This window comes from Enterobacter sp. TMH.L2 (assembly GCF_050847315.1).
Lineage (GTDB): Bacteria > Pseudomonadota > Gammaproteobacteria > Enterobacterales > Enterobacteriaceae > Cedecea.
The window spans coordinates 2,408,982-2,425,243 of the sequence record NZ_CP193791.1 but is presented as its reverse complement, the minus strand read 5'-3'; the positions used below and the strand labels follow the sequence as shown (position 1 = coordinate 2,425,243).

18 protein-coding genes are annotated in these 16,262 nt (G+C 54.1%); 12 read left to right on the top strand and 6 right to left on the bottom strand.

Features of this window, described 5'->3' with window-relative positions:
• The first annotated feature begins 7 nt into the window (after positions 1–7).
• The 4 genes from ACREYP_RS11640 (at position 8) to ACREYP_RS11625 (ending at position 3,394) form a co-directional block, all read left to right on the top strand.
• A complete protein-coding gene (locus ACREYP_RS11640) occupies positions 8–1,060 on the top strand; it encodes a diguanylate cyclase (protein ID WP_498880869.1) in 1,053 nt (350 codons plus the stop codon).
• 57 nt (positions 1,061–1,117) lie between these two features.
• On the top strand, positions 1,118–1,585 hold the full coding sequence (locus ACREYP_RS11635) for a GGDEF domain-containing protein (protein ID WP_498880868.1): 468 nt from the start codon (positions 1,118–1,120) through the stop codon (positions 1,583–1,585).
• A 257-nt stretch (positions 1,586–1,842) separates the two neighbouring features.
• On the top strand, positions 1,843–2,367 hold the full coding sequence (locus ACREYP_RS11630; protein WP_008459009.1) for a GNAT family N-acetyltransferase: 525 nt from the start codon (positions 1,843–1,845) through the stop codon (positions 2,365–2,367).
• Between the two features lie 91 nt (positions 2,368–2,458).
• The gene (locus tag ACREYP_RS11625; protein WP_498880867.1) at positions 2,459–3,394 is read left to right on the top strand and encodes a zinc-dependent alcohol dehydrogenase family protein; all 936 of its coding nucleotides are present in this window, start codon (positions 2,459–2,461) and stop codon (positions 3,392–3,394) included.
• 3 nt (positions 3,395–3,397) lie between these two features.
• Here the strand turns inward: ACREYP_RS11625 and dsbG are convergent, their stop codons facing one another.
• Positions 3,398–4,162, bottom strand: coding sequence for a thiol:disulfide interchange protein DsbG (dsbG, locus tag ACREYP_RS11620; protein ID WP_008459005.1), 765 nt, complete (start codon positions 4,160–4,162; stop codon positions 3,398–3,400).
• A 110-nt stretch (positions 4,163–4,272) separates the two neighbouring features.
• Here dsbG and ACREYP_RS11615 point away from each other — a divergent pair, with 110 nt between their 5' ends.
• From ACREYP_RS11615 to ACREYP_RS11605, 3 genes are read left to right on the top strand one after another with little or no spacing between them, the layout of a single operon-like run.
• Positions 4,273–4,755, top strand: a complete 483-nt coding sequence (locus tag ACREYP_RS11615; RefSeq protein ID WP_336818697.1) for a GNAT family N-acetyltransferase — start codon at positions 4,273–4,275, stop codon at positions 4,753–4,755.
• A gap of 11 nt (positions 4,756–4,766) precedes the next feature.
• A complete protein-coding gene (locus ACREYP_RS11610; protein ID WP_008458999.1) occupies positions 4,767–5,408 on the top strand; it encodes an ECs1377 family protein in 642 nt (213 codons plus the stop codon).
• 60 nt (positions 5,409–5,468) lie between these two features.
• Positions 5,469–5,861, top strand: a complete 393-nt coding sequence (locus tag ACREYP_RS11605; RefSeq protein WP_034809394.1) for a VOC family protein — start codon at positions 5,469–5,471, stop codon at positions 5,859–5,861.
• Between the two features lie 9 nt (positions 5,862–5,870).
• On the opposite strand, the gene ACREYP_RS11600 is transcribed toward ACREYP_RS11605, so the two are convergent.
• Together ACREYP_RS11600 and ACREYP_RS11595 are read right to left on the bottom strand one after the other, a co-directional pair.
• Positions 5,871–6,341 carry an SRPBCC family protein gene (locus ACREYP_RS11600; protein WP_008458996.1) on the bottom strand — a complete coding sequence of 157 codons (471 nt, stop codon included), beginning with the start codon at positions 6,339–6,341 and terminating at the stop codon, positions 5,871–5,873.
• A 56-nt stretch (positions 6,342–6,397) separates the two neighbouring features.
• The gene (locus tag ACREYP_RS11595; RefSeq protein WP_336818695.1) at positions 6,398–7,801 is read right to left on the bottom strand and encodes a DHA2 family efflux MFS transporter permease subunit; all 1,404 of its coding nucleotides are present in this window, start codon (positions 7,799–7,801) and stop codon (positions 6,398–6,400) included.
• Positions 7,802–7,941: 140 nt separating this feature from the next.
• On the opposite strand from ACREYP_RS11595, the gene ACREYP_RS11590 reads away from it, so the two are divergent.
• The 3 genes from ACREYP_RS11590 (at position 7,942) to ACREYP_RS11580 (ending at position 10,337) form a co-directional block, all read left to right on the top strand.
• Positions 7,942–8,883 (top strand): LysR family transcriptional regulator, encoded by a 942-nt coding sequence (locus tag ACREYP_RS11590; protein ID WP_008458992.1) that lies wholly within the window; start codon positions 7,942–7,944, stop codon positions 8,881–8,883.
• A gap of 170 nt (positions 8,884–9,053) precedes the next feature.
• Positions 9,054–9,440 carry a VOC family protein gene (locus ACREYP_RS11585; RefSeq protein WP_052154801.1) on the top strand — a complete coding sequence of 129 codons (387 nt, stop codon included), beginning with the start codon at positions 9,054–9,056 and terminating at the stop codon, positions 9,438–9,440.
• A 447-nt stretch (positions 9,441–9,887) separates the two neighbouring features.
• Positions 9,888–10,337 carry a hypothetical protein gene (locus tag ACREYP_RS11580; protein WP_166873950.1) on the top strand — a complete coding sequence of 150 codons (450 nt, stop codon included), beginning with the start codon at positions 9,888–9,890 and terminating at the stop codon, positions 10,335–10,337.
• 39 nt (positions 10,338–10,376) lie between these two features.
• Here the strand turns inward: ACREYP_RS11580 and ACREYP_RS11575 are convergent, their stop codons facing one another.
• The 3 genes from ACREYP_RS11575 to ACREYP_RS11565 form a co-directional block, all read right to left on the bottom strand.
• Positions 10,377–11,387 carry a glycosyltransferase family 9 protein gene (locus ACREYP_RS11575; RefSeq protein WP_008458986.1) on the bottom strand — a complete coding sequence of 337 codons (1,011 nt, stop codon included), beginning with the start codon at positions 11,385–11,387 and terminating at the stop codon, positions 10,377–10,379.
• A gap of 286 nt (positions 11,388–11,673) precedes the next feature.
• Positions 11,674–12,333 carry a DUF1345 domain-containing protein gene (locus tag ACREYP_RS11570; protein WP_008458984.1) on the bottom strand — a complete coding sequence of 220 codons (660 nt, stop codon included), beginning with the start codon at positions 12,331–12,333 and terminating at the stop codon, positions 11,674–11,676.
• A 287-nt stretch (positions 12,334–12,620) separates the two neighbouring features.
• The gene (locus ACREYP_RS11565; protein WP_336818694.1) at positions 12,621–13,931 is read right to left on the bottom strand and encodes a serine hydrolase domain-containing protein; all 1,311 of its coding nucleotides are present in this window, start codon (positions 13,929–13,931) and stop codon (positions 12,621–12,623) included.
• A gap of 142 nt (positions 13,932–14,073) precedes the next feature.
• Here ACREYP_RS11565 and ACREYP_RS11560 point away from each other — a divergent pair, with 142 nt between their 5' ends.
• Together ACREYP_RS11560 and ACREYP_RS11555 are read left to right on the top strand one after the other, a co-directional pair.
• A complete protein-coding gene (locus ACREYP_RS11560) occupies positions 14,074–14,985 on the top strand; it encodes a LysR family transcriptional regulator (protein WP_008458980.1) in 912 nt (303 codons plus the stop codon).
• 381 nt (positions 14,986–15,366) lie between these two features.
• A complete protein-coding gene (locus tag ACREYP_RS11555) occupies positions 15,367–16,260 on the top strand; it encodes a LysR family transcriptional regulator (RefSeq protein ID WP_008458978.1) in 894 nt (297 codons plus the stop codon).
• Positions 16,261–16,262: the final 2 nt, after the last annotated feature.

Sequence of the window (16,262 nt, the reverse complement as noted above, 5' to 3'; positions counted from 1 at the left end):
GATAGTTATGCGTACACCCGATCCTCACAAAAATGCCAGAACTCACGGCTCTCGCTTCGTTAATCGCATGTATATCATGCGTATGCTGGGGACGTTTCTGTGCTTCTTGCCCCTCTTTTCGGTACTGAATGAGCAGCAGTCCTCTGTGCCGGTTATGGCGCTGTTGGTCGTTAACGCTTTTGTCTGGCCGCACGTGGCGCTGTTAAAAGCGCGCTTTTCTGCTTCTCCGGTCAAGAGTGAAAAACAAAACCTGGTGATCGACGCGGCAGCCGGGGGCTTCTGGATTGCGATGATATCGCTCAGCGCGCTGCCGTCGGTAGTGATTATCACCATTCTGGTTTCCGACCGGCTGGCCGCCGGGGGAAAACCGCTGATGAAGCGGGCGATGTTGGCAATCTTGCTTGCGTTTTTGCTGACCTGGATAAGCCACGGGATGCCGTTTAGTCCGGCGGTTTCTGCCCGGACAATGTACGCCACGCTGCCGCTGATTGCCGTTTACACTATCGCGCTCAGTATGCTGACGGCTTCGATAGCGCTGCAGCTGCGGGAAAAGAGCCGCGAGCTGGAAAACATTGCCATGATGGATCCCCTGCTGGGGATTGCCAATCGCCGCCTGCTTGAACGAAAAATCAGTAATGAGCTGGCGCGGTTGCGCATTGCCTGCGGCAGTTCAGCGCTGATGTTTATCGACATAGACAATTTCAAAGAAGTGAATGACCGTTTCGGGCATAAAGTGGGGGACGCCATTCTGATGGCGGTGTCCGACGTGCTGCGGATTGTCACCCGCTCCAGCGACACGCCGGCGCGCCTTGGCGGGGACGAGTTTGTGGTCCTGATGCCGAATACATCCCTGGAGGAAGCCGAAGGTATTGCCCAGCGGATCCTGCTGGAGTCCATTAATGTTCGAGTCCTGCCTGAAAAAAATGCGTTCTGTACCCTGAGTATCGGGATTGCCTGTGCGACAAAACAGATGCCGGATGCCGCCGAATGGTTAAAAGCGGCAGATGATGCACTCTACAACGCTAAACGTGCCGGGAAAAACCGCATTTACGCCGCCTGAGTAATGATCATCTAAACTGTAAGCAGACCCCATGATGAGTCTGCACCGGAGGATGAGATGCTCGATACCACCCTGACCGACGAGCTGACGGGCCTGCTGAACCGTCAAGGCCTTATGTTTTTGGGGCAATACGCCACGGGGAGCGCTAACCGCCGGGCTGAGCCGCTTTCTCTGGTATTTATCCACCTTGACGGGATGGCGCAGATTAACGACAGTTTGGGCCATGAGCAGGGCGATCGTGCGCTGGTCGCTTTCTCAGAACTTATGCGTTCTTCTTTCCGTGAAACGGATCTGATCGCCAGGCCGGGCGGCGATGAGTTTGTTCTGCTTTTTAACGGGACGAATGAAGAAGGGGCATTTATCGCCATGCAGCACCTGCAGGGCAAAGTGACCGATTTTAATCAGCGAGCAGATAATCGCTGGATGCTCTTCTTTCGCTGGGGAAGCGCGGAGTACGACCCCCGGCGACATCTCAGCCTTGAGGATGTGATAGCTGAAGCCAGCCAGGCTCGGATAAAATTATGAAAAGCTACAGACGATCGGTGCAATCATAATTCCTTATGGTGGAAGGGAATTAACACCCTGAGTGGATATCTCTCCTGATGCGCTTTTATTGGCTGCAGCAAGGGGGAGATTTTATTCTGGAACGAAAACCGCATCCCCCCAAACCGCCCATCCATATCTTTTCTGAATAGTGGGTTCCTGAGTTACCGGGTAAGCTGGACTATTCTTATGTCCGGTAATATTCCGACATAACTCTTAACCACTGTTCAGGAGTCGCTGTGCCCGAGTATCGTATTCGTTCCCTGAAGGCCTGTGAATTTTCTGCCGCAACCGCATCATTAACGGATGTACTGATTGATTGTGTGGCTGGTGGGGCTTCGGTCAGCTTTTTACATCCTTTGGCGCCGGAAAAGGCCGCGGCGTTTTGGGGGGAGGTTGGCCAGAGCGTGGCGCGGGGAGAGCGTACGCTGATCGTGGCGGAAGATGGGCAGGGGCGCATTGTGGGCACCGTGCAGCTGATCACCAGCCAGCCGGAAAATCAGCCGCACCGGGCCGATGTGGCCAAACTTCTGGTTCATCGCGTGGCGCGGCGGAAAGGCATTGCCCAGCGCCTGATGGCTTATCTGGAAGCCGTTGCCACCACGCAGGGAAAATCAGTGCTGGTACTGGACACCGCCACCGGCAGCGATGCGGAGATATTCTACCAGGGTATGGGCTGGCAGCGCGTGGGGGATCTCCCGCATTATGCGTTAATGCCGGACGGCAGCCCGTGCTCCACGACGTTTTACTACCGTAATTTATGAGGCAATAGGTGACAATGTCACTTATTCGATGCGTTTATGCTGACTCAGCCGTGATATAGTGCCTGCAATATGGCAGTTGCAGGCATTCAGTATGGAAAACGCAGCCCTCTGGTTCCGGCAGTTTGGCGAACCTGAACAGGTCTTAACCCTCGAACAAACGCCGCTGGCGCCGTTTATCTCCGGCACGCTCCGGGTGCGCATGCACTATGCGCCTGTTAATCCCTCAGATCTTATTCCCGTTACCGGGGCTTATCGCCACCGGGTATTTCCGCCGCGTATTGCCGGGTACGAAGGCGTCGGCATTGTTGCGCAGGCGGATTCTCCGGAGTGGATTGGCAGGCGTGTGCTGCCTCTGCGCGGGGAAGGCACCTGGCAGCGATGGGTTGACTGCCCGATTCAGTGGGCCGTGCCCGTGCCTGACAGCGTGCCGGATGAGCTTGCGGCGCGCGGGTATATCAATCCTCTGGCGGCCTGGTTAATGCTGAAAAAGTGGCCCGTGACGGGAAAAAATGTGCTGGTCACGGCGGCAGGGTCAACGTGTGCTGGTTTACTGGCGCAGTGGGCCAAAAGGCAGGGTGCAACGGAAGTCTATGGTGTTTACCGCTCGGCACAGCGTCTTCCGGCGTTGCTTGAATCCGGCATTATCCCGCTGAGCGGGGATGACGAGCATCACATTGCCGAAGCTGCTGGTAAAGTTGACGTTGTGTTTGACGCCGTGGGCGGTGAGTTAGCCACATTGATGCTCGATCACCTTAATCCGAATGCCGAGTTGGTTTCTTACGGTTTACTGAGCGGGAAGGCGTTCTCTCCGCGCGGGAAGAACATTACCGCGCAGCGATTTCATCTGCGCGATACGCTGGCGGTCACGCTGGTTGCAGAATGGCAGGGCTGGTTTATCTCACTCTGGGAACTGTTGCTACAAACGCAGCAGCCCGATGCGGCGGTGTATGCGCTGGAGGAGTGGCGGCAGGCGCTGGCGCTGTTCCGTGAACCTGGCCGCCAGCGCAAACCGCTGCTGAAGCTATAAGCGTTATTTATCGCCGAGGATGGTATTCAGCGTTTCGGCATCCGGCATGCCCTGATGCTGTTGCAGGCGGCCTTCGGCATTCAGGTAGTATATTGAGGGCGTGGCATTGCCGCCGAGATCGTCCATCAGCGTCAGGTTATCTTTTAGGGCTTCCCCGATAACCGGATCTATTTTCTCCGGTTTTTGCAGCGCCAGCTTACCTTTGCTGTTCTCATAGTCGGCGAGCGTTTTGGCCGGATCTTTCGACATCAGAATTGCCGCCGCTTTTTGACTGCTGTCCGGGCGCAGCATCCCGACGAGCAGCACGCGGAGCTGAACTTTACCCGATTTTATCCAGGGCTGAGCCTGCTCCCAGAACTGGGTGCAGTACGGGCAGTACGGATCGGCAAATACGTAGACAATACGCAGGGCTTTTTCACTCCCGGCGGCGATCCAGCGGTGTTTCTCCAGGTTTTGCCACATGGCTTTGGCCATTGGCGCATAGACAAATTTCTCCACTTCCGCGTCGCTCAGGTTTTTCCCTTCGGCATCGACCATGTTGCCCATAATGGCGTGCTGTTTATCCGGCGTCAGGTATACGATTGTGCCTTGCCCCTGATACTGCATCGCGTACCCCTGCAGGTCGCCCGGTGCTTTAAATTCCCCTTTCAGTTCGAAGCCTTGTTTTTCCAGGGCGGCTATTGGCGCAGGCAGTTTAGCATCAGCGGCAAAGGCCGAAGCGTTAAAAAGCAGGGCCAGCGAAACGGACAGGGCAGATATTTTTTTCATCGAGCGGTCCTTAATTAAATGCTATTTTCTTCAAAGGGTAACATTCCTTTTTGCGTTAAGTCATCAGACTCATTTTCCTTTACGTAACGGAGCATTTCGGAGGTCAGAGAATGACGGTCAGACGAGCCACGCTCAATGAAGCTCAGGCGCTGTGGACAATAAGAAACGAGGCCATTCGCTTTGGCTGTCGGGAAACTTATCCAGAAGATGTGCTGGCCGCATGGACGCCAGATGAGATGCCCGAGGGTTACCGAAATGAAATTATCAATAATCCCTTTTTTGTCGCGGATAATGAAAACGGCGAGCCGGTGGCTACGGGATTTTTGGATCTGAAAAACGGCTCGGTTGAAGCCATTTTTACCCTACCGGCATGGACTGGCCGGGGGCTGGCCAAACAGATTCTTCAGGCCATCAAGCAAGAAGCCAGATCGAGGGGAATGAGCCGACTGACGCTTTCTTCCACGCCCAACGCCCGCGACTTTTACCTGACGCAGGGATTTCGCGTGGTGAAAGAGGGGCTTTATCCTATGTCGCGCAGCGGCACACTGCTGCGCTGCTACGAGATGGTTTGCGAGCTGGATCCTGACATGTGAAAGGTGCCTGAATGAACGATCGCATCGATTACCAGATTGAAAAGTACAGTTTCACCGAAACAGAAGCGTCGCCGCGCCTCAGCCGCCAGTGGGAGGAAGTCCAGGAGGAGTTCCAGAGAGAGCCTCAGGATGCGGAGCAGCGCCTGCGCCTGGCGTTGCTGAACGTGGACTACGTGACCAGCTTCGAACTGCCTTTTCGGCTGCTGCTTCTGCGGGCGCCGCAGCTGATCGATAAACTGCGCGCTGAGCTGCAGCTTAACCAGAAGAGCGTGACGATCAATGACAATAAGCGCGGGGAAGTCTACAGCATCAAAGACGATCTCAGCGCCGTGCCGGATGCCTTCCGCTATCGTTTTTCGAATCGCATACGTAGAATCGAACCGGGCGGTACGCCCGCGACGGGCTATCAGCAGATTGCGCTGCAGGTCAGAAACCCGAGAGAGCGGCTGAAAATCGCCCTGGAAGGCGGGCTTCAGGTCAACGCCCTCGATGGTTTGTTTTGGTTTGGGCTGCAGCGCATTGCCGCCGATATCTCAGTGCTGAGGCAGTCCGGGATGCCGATTATCACGACAGAACGCACGGTCTTCGACAGCCTGACGGGAACAACCCGCCCAATTCCTGCCTACAGTTTATCGCCTGAAATCGCACGGTGAGGAAAATGATGGCAAAGGAATAGCTTTAAGGTTGAGCGAACATCAGAACAGGAAAAAATGATGAACTTCAGCCATATGCGTATTGCCCGTCCGGTGAGCAGTCTTGAAAGAAGCCGGGAGCTGTACTGCGAGGGACTTGGTCTTCAGCAAATAGCGCAATTTAGCGATCACGACGGTTTCAGCGGCGTGATGCTGGGAGGTCCGTCGCTGGGCTGGCATCTGGAATTTACGGTCTGCCAGCATCATCTCATTACCCCACGACCTACCGAAGATGACTTACTGGTGCTTTATGTGCCCGATCGTGTCGAATGGGAGGCCTTCTGCGCCAGAATGGTCGCAGCCGGTTTTACCCGGCTGGATGCATTCAACCCTTATTGGGACGTGAAGGGGGCTACTTTTATCGATCCCGATGGTTATCGGGTGGTTTTGCAGAAGAGCGACTGGTCACTTTAGTCAGCGGTATCAACGCCTCAGGCCTTTGGCGTACTCGACAAGCTGATCGACAACGATATTCCAGCCGATGAAGAAACCCATTTTCTCATGTTCCTGTCGGGCTTCTGGTGTACGGTGGCGGGCGATAGCCGTGTAGCGCGTTTTGTCGTTGTCCGCATCTTCCAGAAGCAGGATCGCCGTCATGAACGGATTTTCAGCAGGCTTCCAGTCTTCGCCGTAGGCATCGGTAAACACCAGCTTTTTACCGTCCACAATATCCAGCCAGACACCGTTATTACGCATTTCATTCCCGTCGACGTTAAACACCGTATTGAAACGTCCGCCAACCCGAAGATCTATGTCACAGGCCGTTACGCTATGAGGCCGGGGCACAAAGAACTGCCTGATATGCTGCGGCTGGGTCCAGCACTCCCAGACAAGCCGCCTGGGAACGTCAATAATGCGCTCTAGTTTTAAATCGGTTTCAGCATCCAGATTCATAGTATTTCCTCGGCGAGTGGGTACCCGTATAGCCTGGCTGAGGATCCTTTCTACGGCTAACTATTTTGCTGTTGTAGCTGCCGGGTACGCAGGCCGCTTAAGCCTACAGCCAGTAATGTCGTTCCGGCGGCCAGCCAAAGATTGAGGGTAATGGCCTGCGACTCAAACGAGGCGGCATTTCCGTAAATCGCCAGCACAATACCGACGATGGCCGCCCCGAGACACTGGCCGAAAGTTCGCATAATGGCCAGTATGCCTGAGGCGTAGCCGCTATTTTCTCGTGAGGCGTTAGCCATCATTTCCCGGTTGTTGGGGCTCTGGAAAATACCGAAGCCAATGCCGCATACCAGGCTCCGTAAACCGATGTCCCATGCCTGAGCGTGGGCGGGCAACAGGGCTAAAAGTATCAGGCCAGCCGCAAACACGCCTAAACCTGTGGTGGCGATAAGCGCCGGCGAATATTTGTCGGCCAGTCGTCCGGCCCGGGGGGCTGCGAGCATTATTCCCACAGGCCAGGGCGTAAAGAGCAGGGCCGATGCAAAGGCGCTGTAGCCATAAACGTTCTGGAATAAAAACGGCAGGGCGACAAATGTGATCCCTTGCCCGATAAACGAAATCAGAGACGTCAGGGCCGCCAGCGAAAATCGCGCGGAGGCGAACAGCGTCAGCGGCAGCAGGGGCTGAGCGGCGCGGCGTTCTCGCCAGATAAATGCCGCGCCCGCCAACAATGCCGTCAGGCTATAAGCCACCGCCTGGGCAATCCCTCCGCTTTTAGTAAAGCTGTCGGCGGCCACGATCAGCGCGCCCAGCAGCAGAGCAGACAGAAACGCACCGGCGTAGTCAAAGGGCTTGGGATGGGTGGCCTTTTCCCCCGGCAGGACGCGGAGGCTGAGCCAAAGCGCCACAATGCCTAACGGTAAATTAACCGCAAAAAGCCATTCCCAGCCTAAGGTCGAAAGAAGCGTTCCCCCAAGGAGCGGCGCTATGGCCGTACTGGTAGCGATTAAGAAGGCGTTCAGACCGAGGATCCTGCCCAGCAGGCGGGTGGGGAAAACCGAACGCAGGATTGCCGGGGAAATGCTCAGTACCGCCGCGCCGCCGATGCCCTGCAATATCCGCATCAAAACCAACATCTCGAGCGAGGTGGAAAGCGCACAGCCCGCGGATGCCAGCGTAAACAGGCTCAGCCCAAAGACGAAAATTTGCCTGAATCCCAGCCGGGTCGCCAGCGCGGCAAAAATCGCCAGCGTCATGGCGGCGGCCAACAGATAGCCATTGGCGACCCAAACCGCGTCGCTGGCGGAAACGTCGAGCGCGCGAGCGATATTTGGCAGCGCGATGTTCACCATTGAGCCATCGAACACCGCCATCGTGACCGTCGTCATCACGGCAAGCATCGCCATCATACGCGGGCGGCCCGGCAGGCCCTCATCCCCCGGTTGGTTTGAAAATAATTCCATCGTTGTTCCTTCCCGCTGCGCGGTCATCAGTCTCAGGTTGTCAGTGCTGCAAATATAGTGATACTTAAAGAGAGGCGGAAGACGCATCATATGCAGATAATAGTTGTACCAGACGCCATATCTCTTTACAGGATGCCTGAATGAATGACCCCGATCTGAATTTGCTGTTGGCGCTGGATACGTTTCTGGCGGAAGGCAGCGTGGCCGGCGCCGCGCGACGCCTCGGACTCAGCGCGTCGGCGATGAGCCGCACGCTGAGCCGCCTGCGGGCTGCAATCGGCGATCCGCTCCTGGTCAGAGCGGGCAGAAATATGGTGCTGACGCCCTATGCCGAAGCGATTCGCGAGCGGGCGAGAAACGCGGCGCTGGAGGCTCGGGCTTTGCTGAGCCCGTCCACGGCAGAGCTAACGCTTTCAACCCTGGAATGCACGTTTATCCTCCGGGCCAACGATGGTTTTATCGAAGCCTTTGCGCCTGCGCTTATCACTGCGGCGGCGGCTGTAGCGCCTCGGGTGCAGCTGTGCTTCATCTCCAAACCTGAAAAAGGTCCCCGGCATCTGCGTGAGGGCCTGGTCGATCTCGAAATCGGCGTCGTGGGTGAAATGGGGCCAGAGATACGGCTCCAGGCGCTATTCCGCGATCGGTTTGTTGGCGTGGTGCGCGTCGGTCATCCTCTGGCCGCTCTGCCTGAGGTTACCGTCGAGCAGTATCTTTCGTACGGGCACGTGGTAGCCTCCCGGCGTCTCCGTTCAACTCGCGGGCCAGTAGACGATGCCCTCGATGAAAGAGGGCTGACGCGCAAAATTGCCGCCATAGTGCCGTCATTTCCTGCGTCGCTAAAGGTCGCGCAGGCGTCCGATCTCATTGCGCTGGTGCCTGCTTCTTTCCTGCTGAATCAGCCGGTTTTGGCGGTTGAGGGAGAGAACGCGAGGCTGGCAATGTTTGAGCTGCCGGTGAAGACGAGAGCCATTACTGTGTCCCAAATGTGGCACCCGCGTTCAGAGGCAGACCTCGCGCACCGCTGGCTTCGGCAGCTGGTACTAAACATCTGCCGACAAAGGGCAGGCGATCTGTCTTCATAGGGGGAACGCCGCGTTTGTCTGCGACATTATTCTCATTAGCGAACGCTGGTGCAGGGTGAGGCTGGCGTTTATGATAAGGGCCACTCTGGCACCGTCCGGCATCAACAAAGAAACGCATGGCTGCGGCACCGTCTGCGCGATGGGCTCGTTTCTTAAATATAAGGATGATTATGCCTTCAGCAGTTGGATTTGGCCGCATTGCAGCGACGTTGCCAGTCAAAAATATGCCTGCCGCACTGGCGTTTTACGTGGGCGTTTTAGGTTTCACGAAGCGTTTCGAGAACGGCGAACCCGTTGGGTTTGTTATCCTCCAGCAGGGGGCAAGTGAGCTGCATCTGACGCTCCAGCCTCAGCATAAGGCCGCACATTTTCCGGTGGCCCATCTTCTGGTTGATGACATCGGGGCGCTGTTTGCTCTCTGTCAGCAGGCAGGGGCCAGGATCGTGAAGGGGCTTCAGGATAAAGAGTACGGCCTGCGGACGTTTGTGTTTGCCGACCCGGACGGGAACCGGATAGACGTCGGGCAGAGAGTCGATAAGCCAGGTCCGGGAGAATAGCCTGAATCAGTCATAAAAAAAGCCGCTGCGGGAGACCGTGAGCGGCTTTTTTATGGGAGCGGATGTGCATCCCGGACACGACTTGATGAATGAAATCCTACCATTCATTAACGATCATCACCGTATCTGCTGAAAGTTTTACTTTAGTTACTTTAGGTGGCATCGGATTAGGAAGTATAGTCATTCTCACGTCGAAATTTCCGCTGACGGACGCCAGAGACATTTTGAAGGGAGTGAAAAGGCACAGCGCCAGGAGAAGTTGTTTCATATTAATACAATTTGTTTACTTTTAATTAAAATCAATGGATTGGTCAAAATTATATCATATATGATGCCGTCGAGGGAACGCCTGCCGCTTTATTAACACTTAAAGCGTGTTTCAGACTGAAAAGTTAAAATTCTATAAATACGATAATTCAATGATATTTAAGGCAAGAGGTGGTTTATATGAGGTTTACGTCGCTACTCGCCAGGCTGTGTCTGGCTTCCTCCCTGATCTGGTCTGGCACTCTGTGGGCCGCCACCGAGCAGGCAATGGACGCGAATTTAGATAAGTTATTCAGCTCGCATGAAAACTATCATGCGTTTTTTGATAATTTTAAAACGCAGATTGCCGCGCAGAATAAAGCGGAAGTGGCAAAGCTAATTTCCTATCCGATAAAGATCGCGCTGGCGGGTAAAAAAGTGCAGATCAAAACGCCGCAGCAGTTCATTAAAAACTATGACGCCATTTTTACGCCGGATCTGGTGGCGGTGGTTAACGCGCAGAAATATCAGGATCTTTTTGCGAATTATCAGGGGCTGGCGATCGGCAAAGGGCAGATTTGGTTCTCCGGTATTTGCCAGGATAATCAATGTAAGAAATCAACCGTGCTGGTTATTGGCATCAATAAATAGCGTGGGGCAGGCCGTCATTCACGGCCAGCTTATCAGACATTACAAGGCAGCCAGATAACGCCGGTAGTTATCCTCTATCGCTTTTAGCAACTCGCTATCTTCGCTCTGGTGGAGGAGCGCCGAGCGCTCAGTACCCAGATCAACGCTTTCACACTGCGGGTAATACGCGGCCCGCAGCGACGGTTTGATGGCGTTAAAATAAGCCGTCGTAGGCACCTCAAAGGCGGCGGCAATATGCAGGGCCGACGAATCACAGGTATAGACTTTACTGGCGTGACGAATAATGGCGATGTAGTCAGACGTTGTCCGGGAATGAGAAGAAAGATCGATGCACTGCGGGTGATCTATTTTTCCAAAGCCTGCCACGGGCAGACCGTGCTGCCGATAGATATGCTCGACTAAATCAACCAGCACGTCAGCCGGGATATCGCGAAGCGGCGTGCTGGCGCGGTGATTGAACAGGACGTAACGACCTTGCAGGGGGGAAGTTTGCTTTGGCATTCCGTCGCGTAGCCAGCGGTTAGCTTTTATCTCTTCGGGTACAGTCTCAGGGGCAATCCCCAGGTGGCGTAAGAAGAAATCGTGCATTTCCTGAGTGGCGAAATCCTCCCGGAAAAGCTGGTTCCCCGCGTCAATCAGCGCATCATATCCCTCCAGGGAAGCCAGTTCCTGAGGCATGAAATGCAGCTCATCGATCATGTTCCCCGCAAGCCGATAAATCTCTTCCACATAAGACTGGCAGGTGTGAGGGCGCAGCACCGTCAGATGAAGTTTGGGATTTATGGCTTTAATAGCGTGCAGCGCCGCAATCCCGATCAGCGAATCGCCGAGCGTGACGCCCATGCCGTTGATAATACAGAGTCGCTGGATCTGGCTATAGTCGAGAGAAAAGGGACGTAAAGCATAGTTAAAAATGCCGGGCTGCCGTAAAGCCTGAAGATGAAGACTGCGCTTCAGCTCAAAAGGCAAAGACTCAAGATCGTAAGAGGCAACTAGCGTTTTATCATCCTGGAGCAAACTTCCGACAAAAGTTTGAAGCGAAGGGTTCATGGGGTTCCTGGGATCTGGCCAGCACGGCGTAAAATATCCCTCTCACCTTAATGAGATTCAACCAGCTGTCAATTTCCTGCCATCGTTTTTTGCAGCAAACCACCGGCATATAAAGCGCATTACCAGGGAATCAGTCCCATTTCATGTAATGCACCCAGAATCAGCGCGATAGACATGCAGGCATCAAAGGGATTAGGCATTGTGTTTCACCTTTACACAGAGCGTCACTGGTTAAATTATAGCCTGTTTTGTGTGCTATTCACGAGATGACAGCCAGTCCCAGGTATTAACTCAGCAACCCGGCGCCCACGTTGACGGAAAGTCCCAGAATCGCCAGGTTGAAGATAAAAGAGATAACTGACTGCAGCAGGGTTATTTTACGCATGCCGGTTGTGCCGGTTGCCACATCAGCTGTTTGTGCGGCCACGGCGATGGTGAAAGAGTAATAAAGGAAATCCCAGTAATCCGGATCTTTCGGTTTATCAGGAAAGATCATCGGGGTTATCTCTTTGCTGCGATGCAAATAATGTTGATGCGCATAGTGCATCGCGAAAACGCTGGGCAGCAACGTCCAGGAGACGACCAGCGTCATTGCCGTCAGTAAAATATGCAGCACAAGCGGGGTTCCGGACAAAGAACGCAGCGACGGAAGTTCGCTCATAATCGCCACGAGGCTGGCCATGCAGGCAAAGATAAGCAGGCTCAACACAAGCGCGGCGCTTTGATCCTGTACCCTGGCTATTCTCGGGATGTCGCAGACTTCCGTTCGCAGCATGCGGAACCAGATAAAAATCAGGTAAAGCCAGGCCAAAACATTCCAGCCGATCAACAGCCGCTGCAGCGTGCCAAGCTGAGCGGGAAGGGCGAAGTAACAAACGACGCCGGCAGCCACTGAAATCAATAACCGAAGGCGGGCGAACAGGTGAGTCCTTAACGAAAAGCTCATGGGGTGATTTATTCGATGAGAATTAGATAAGTTAACTGTAGACGAGGCTAAAGCCATGATGGTCTGCAAGGGCTGATAAGTAGCGATTTCTTGACCATCCATTTGCATTACCTGCGTGAATTCAGATGCACTGGGATGCTGTCAAAAAAGGAATACGGCTTAGACAATCTTCACTTCGCCAACTGAAAAGATGTTGGGCGGTATCCTTTCCCTCCAGAGGATACCCTTATCCCTCACTGAAAACGCCAGAGCTTAAGGTGCATTTCTGGCGTGGTTATCTCCGATGATTAATGCAATGCCTTCGCAATAGCGCTGAACATCAGCGAAGCTTCCAGCGGCTGGGCGCTGAACGACGGTTCCGCCTGCGGCCAGGTTGACCACTGGACGATCACCAGATTTTCCGCACGGTTGACCATGATCATCTGCCCATAAATCCCCAGCGCCCACATGGAGCCTTTCAGCGAATCCTGCGGTGTTGGTTCCACGTTTTTAGCGTTGGCAGGCACTTCGTTATTCCACCACTGATAGCCATACAGCCCCTGTGGATGCGCCGCAGAGACGGAGTTTTTCGCTCTGTTCCAGTCGGCCGACTGGGCAACCCAGTTCTCCGGCAGAACCTGCTTACCGTTCGGCAGGCGGCCATTGTTCAGTACGAATTCGCCGAAACGTCCCCAATCTTCCAGCGTGGCGTTAAAGCCGTGTGCGCCAACATCATGCTGGTTTTTGGTATAGGCATGCCATACACCATCGTTCGCCATACCGTACGGCCGCCAGATATTGTTCTCAAGGTAGGTAGCAAGCGTCATACCCGTTGCGCGCTCCAGCACATCGCCCAGCAGCCATGCACCGCCGGAGGAGTAAGACCACACTTCACCCGCTGGGTGGGCGCGTTTCAGACCAGAAACCAGCGAGCGGACGCAGTCATAGGTACCCGCGTGCGCTTCACACTGCGTGAGTTTGGCGAAGTCAGACTGCGGATTGGCGTAATCTTCATTCCACGCCACGCCAGAGGTGTGTTGAATCAACTGTTTCAGCGTCACGCCGTTCCAGGCGGTGCCTTTCAAATCAGGTTCATACTGCGTGACCAGATCGTCCATTGAGTGGATTTTTCCCTCTTTTAAGGCCACACCCACGAGTGTAGACACCACCGATTTCCCTACAGAACGAGAGGTCCAGAGTGTGGTGTCGGTATTACCTTCACCAAGATATTTCCAGGCAACTTTACCGTCCTTCAGTACCAGCATACCGCTGACGTTCTGGCGTTTAATATAATCCTGTAGCGTCCACAGTTTGCCGTTGACCTGATAGCGAGCCTGCGTCAGTGGTTTTTCAGCCATCGCTAACGGCACGGATTTGCCGTGGTGGAAAACATCGCCCTGATAATTACGGTAATCGTTACGAAAACCGATAACACGCTCGGCTTGATCCCAGCTCAGCATCGTTTTGGTATCGGGAAGTTTTGCATCAAAAGGGGCCGGGCAGGCGGTGAGTTCGGTGCCTTCACAAGCCGCCATTACGGGAGAGGAGAGGAATGCACCAGCCACCAGACCTGCCAGAAGGCAGTACTTTGCAGGCAAGGATTTATGTTTATTAATCATAGCGTTCTCTATTTAAGTTAAACCCATAGACATGTTGTCCCGGCGGGATGACGGGATGGATGCAGTATAAAAATGACGGCACTATAATAAAAAACGCGTAATGGGGGATAATCCCCCATAAACACGGCAAAAGGAGCCCAACGTGCCGTCATTGTCTTACTCTTTTTCTCAACTTGAAGCCTTCACTGCCGTTGCGGAACACGGCAGTCTGATGAAAGCTGCGATGAAGCTGGAGAAAGATCGCACCACGCTGCGCGATCTTATCGATCTGCTGGAAGATAGCTTTGGCTACCCGCTGTTTGCCCGCCAGGGGCGATCGCTGCAGCTGACAGCAGAAGGCGAACAGCTTCATCGCCAGGCGCACCTGCTGTTGCGTCAGGCAAGAGCATTCGATCAGTTTGCCCGTCAGGTGCCGTCAACGGAGGTTCAGGAGCTGGGCGTCGCCTACGACCCCTTTACACCCCGCCGTTTTTTGAAGGCATTAATTACGCGGATGGCGACGCGGGGGATCCGTCTGAGTCTGAGATGCACCTCGCGCGCGGAAGGCGAAAAAGCGCTGGCGAGCGGGGAGGTCGATCTGGGCTTCTTTCAGGCCAACAATCACAGCGTCGGCAGCGACATGGAGTGGCGTGCGCTCGGGGCCATCGACATGGATTTTTACGCCGCAGAGCCGCTGTTTGAAGAGGCCAAACGTCCGTGTTCACTGCTTGACCTTTCTTTGACGCCACAGGTGGTGATGCACTCCACAAGCGACGTACCAATGGCGCGGCGGCTGCAAATCTCCGGGAATATCATTGTGGCCAATGAGCTTGAAATGCTGCGTAGCCTGATGGAAGCCGGGTGTGGATGGGGATTTTTACCGACTCATTTTGAGGCGGTGCGTTGGAAAAATGTTATGGCTATTCCCACGGTGGTGGGCAATGAAGGTATTAGCCAGACTATGGTGACGATTTGGCGGCCTGGGAGCGAAAAGCGGATGCTGATCGATGATTCGCTGACCTGGTTATCTGCGCTGTGGCGAGAGGTGAGCACGCACAAGGAGTGCGACGTGTAACTTTGAATAGTTCCGGCATCTGAGCCAGGCTCAGCGCTTAACGGTAAAGCAGTACCTAACGTAAGAAAAGGGAGGTATCTCAAAAATCACAATATGCTGATTGTCGTGCCGGCTCCACAGAACCACCAAGTAATAGACCCATGGATTGAATTTAACTATTTTGCGACTGTCGGTTCATGAACTTGACTTTCTAATTTCATGATAAATGTCACGCTTTTCTTTAGGTCTGCTTATCGCTCGCAGCGGACCTTCAGCTCAGGTATCGACGGAAGAGACCCTCCGAAAACTAGTAGTTGTGGCAATAAGGGCTAAAATAATTGTGTCTATGAACACCCTTCATGAGGGTGCGATGAAGGGAATGCCTCCATAAGGAAATCGTCGATGCTAAAAGAAAACTTCAACGAACTGCAAATCTTTCTTGTGGTGGCAAGGGAGCGAAGTTTTACCAAAGCAGCGGGTAAACTGGGGGTTTCTCAGTCTGCACTCAGCCACGCGATAAAGGTCCTGGAGGAAAGGCTGAATATCCGCCTTCTGACCCGCACGACCCGAAGCGTTGCTCCCACAGAAGCCGGGGAGAGAATTATTGCCTGCCTTGAACCCCGCATTGCCGATCTGGAGCAGGAACTGGAATCACTGGTTCAGTTGAACGGCACCGCCTCCGGCAATATCCGTTTATCTGCCGGGGAGCATGCCGCGCGAAGTGTGGTATGGCCGAAGCTAAAACCCTTCCTCAGGGAATATCCAGAAATTAATCTCGAACTGGTGGTTGATAACGGCTTTGTCAATATTGTTGAGGGGCGTTTTGATGCCGGGATACGCCTGGGTGAAAGCGTGGATAAGGACATGATTGCGGTAAGAATTGGGCCGGATATGAGAATGGCTGTGGTAGGGGCGCCGTCTTATTTCGCTGAAAATCCTGCACCTGAAACGCCGCACGAGCTACAAAATCATCGGTGCATCAATATGCGTCTGCCGACAGCCGGTGGGCTTTACCACTGGGAGTTTGAGAAGGAAGGGAAACCGTTACGGGTCAGAGTAGAAGGGCAGGTAACCTTTAATCTGCAGGCGGAACGAATTGATGCGGCGTTATCCGGTTTTGGTATCGCCTGTATACCTGAAGACAGAGTGCAGGAGTATATAAAGGCAGGAGAGCTTATTCAGGTTCTGCAGGACTGGTGTCCATCTTTCCCCGGATATTACCTCTACTACCCGAGCCGTAAGCAGCATCCGCCCGCTTTTGCGCTGATGATTGATGCACTTCGCTACCAGGAATAACG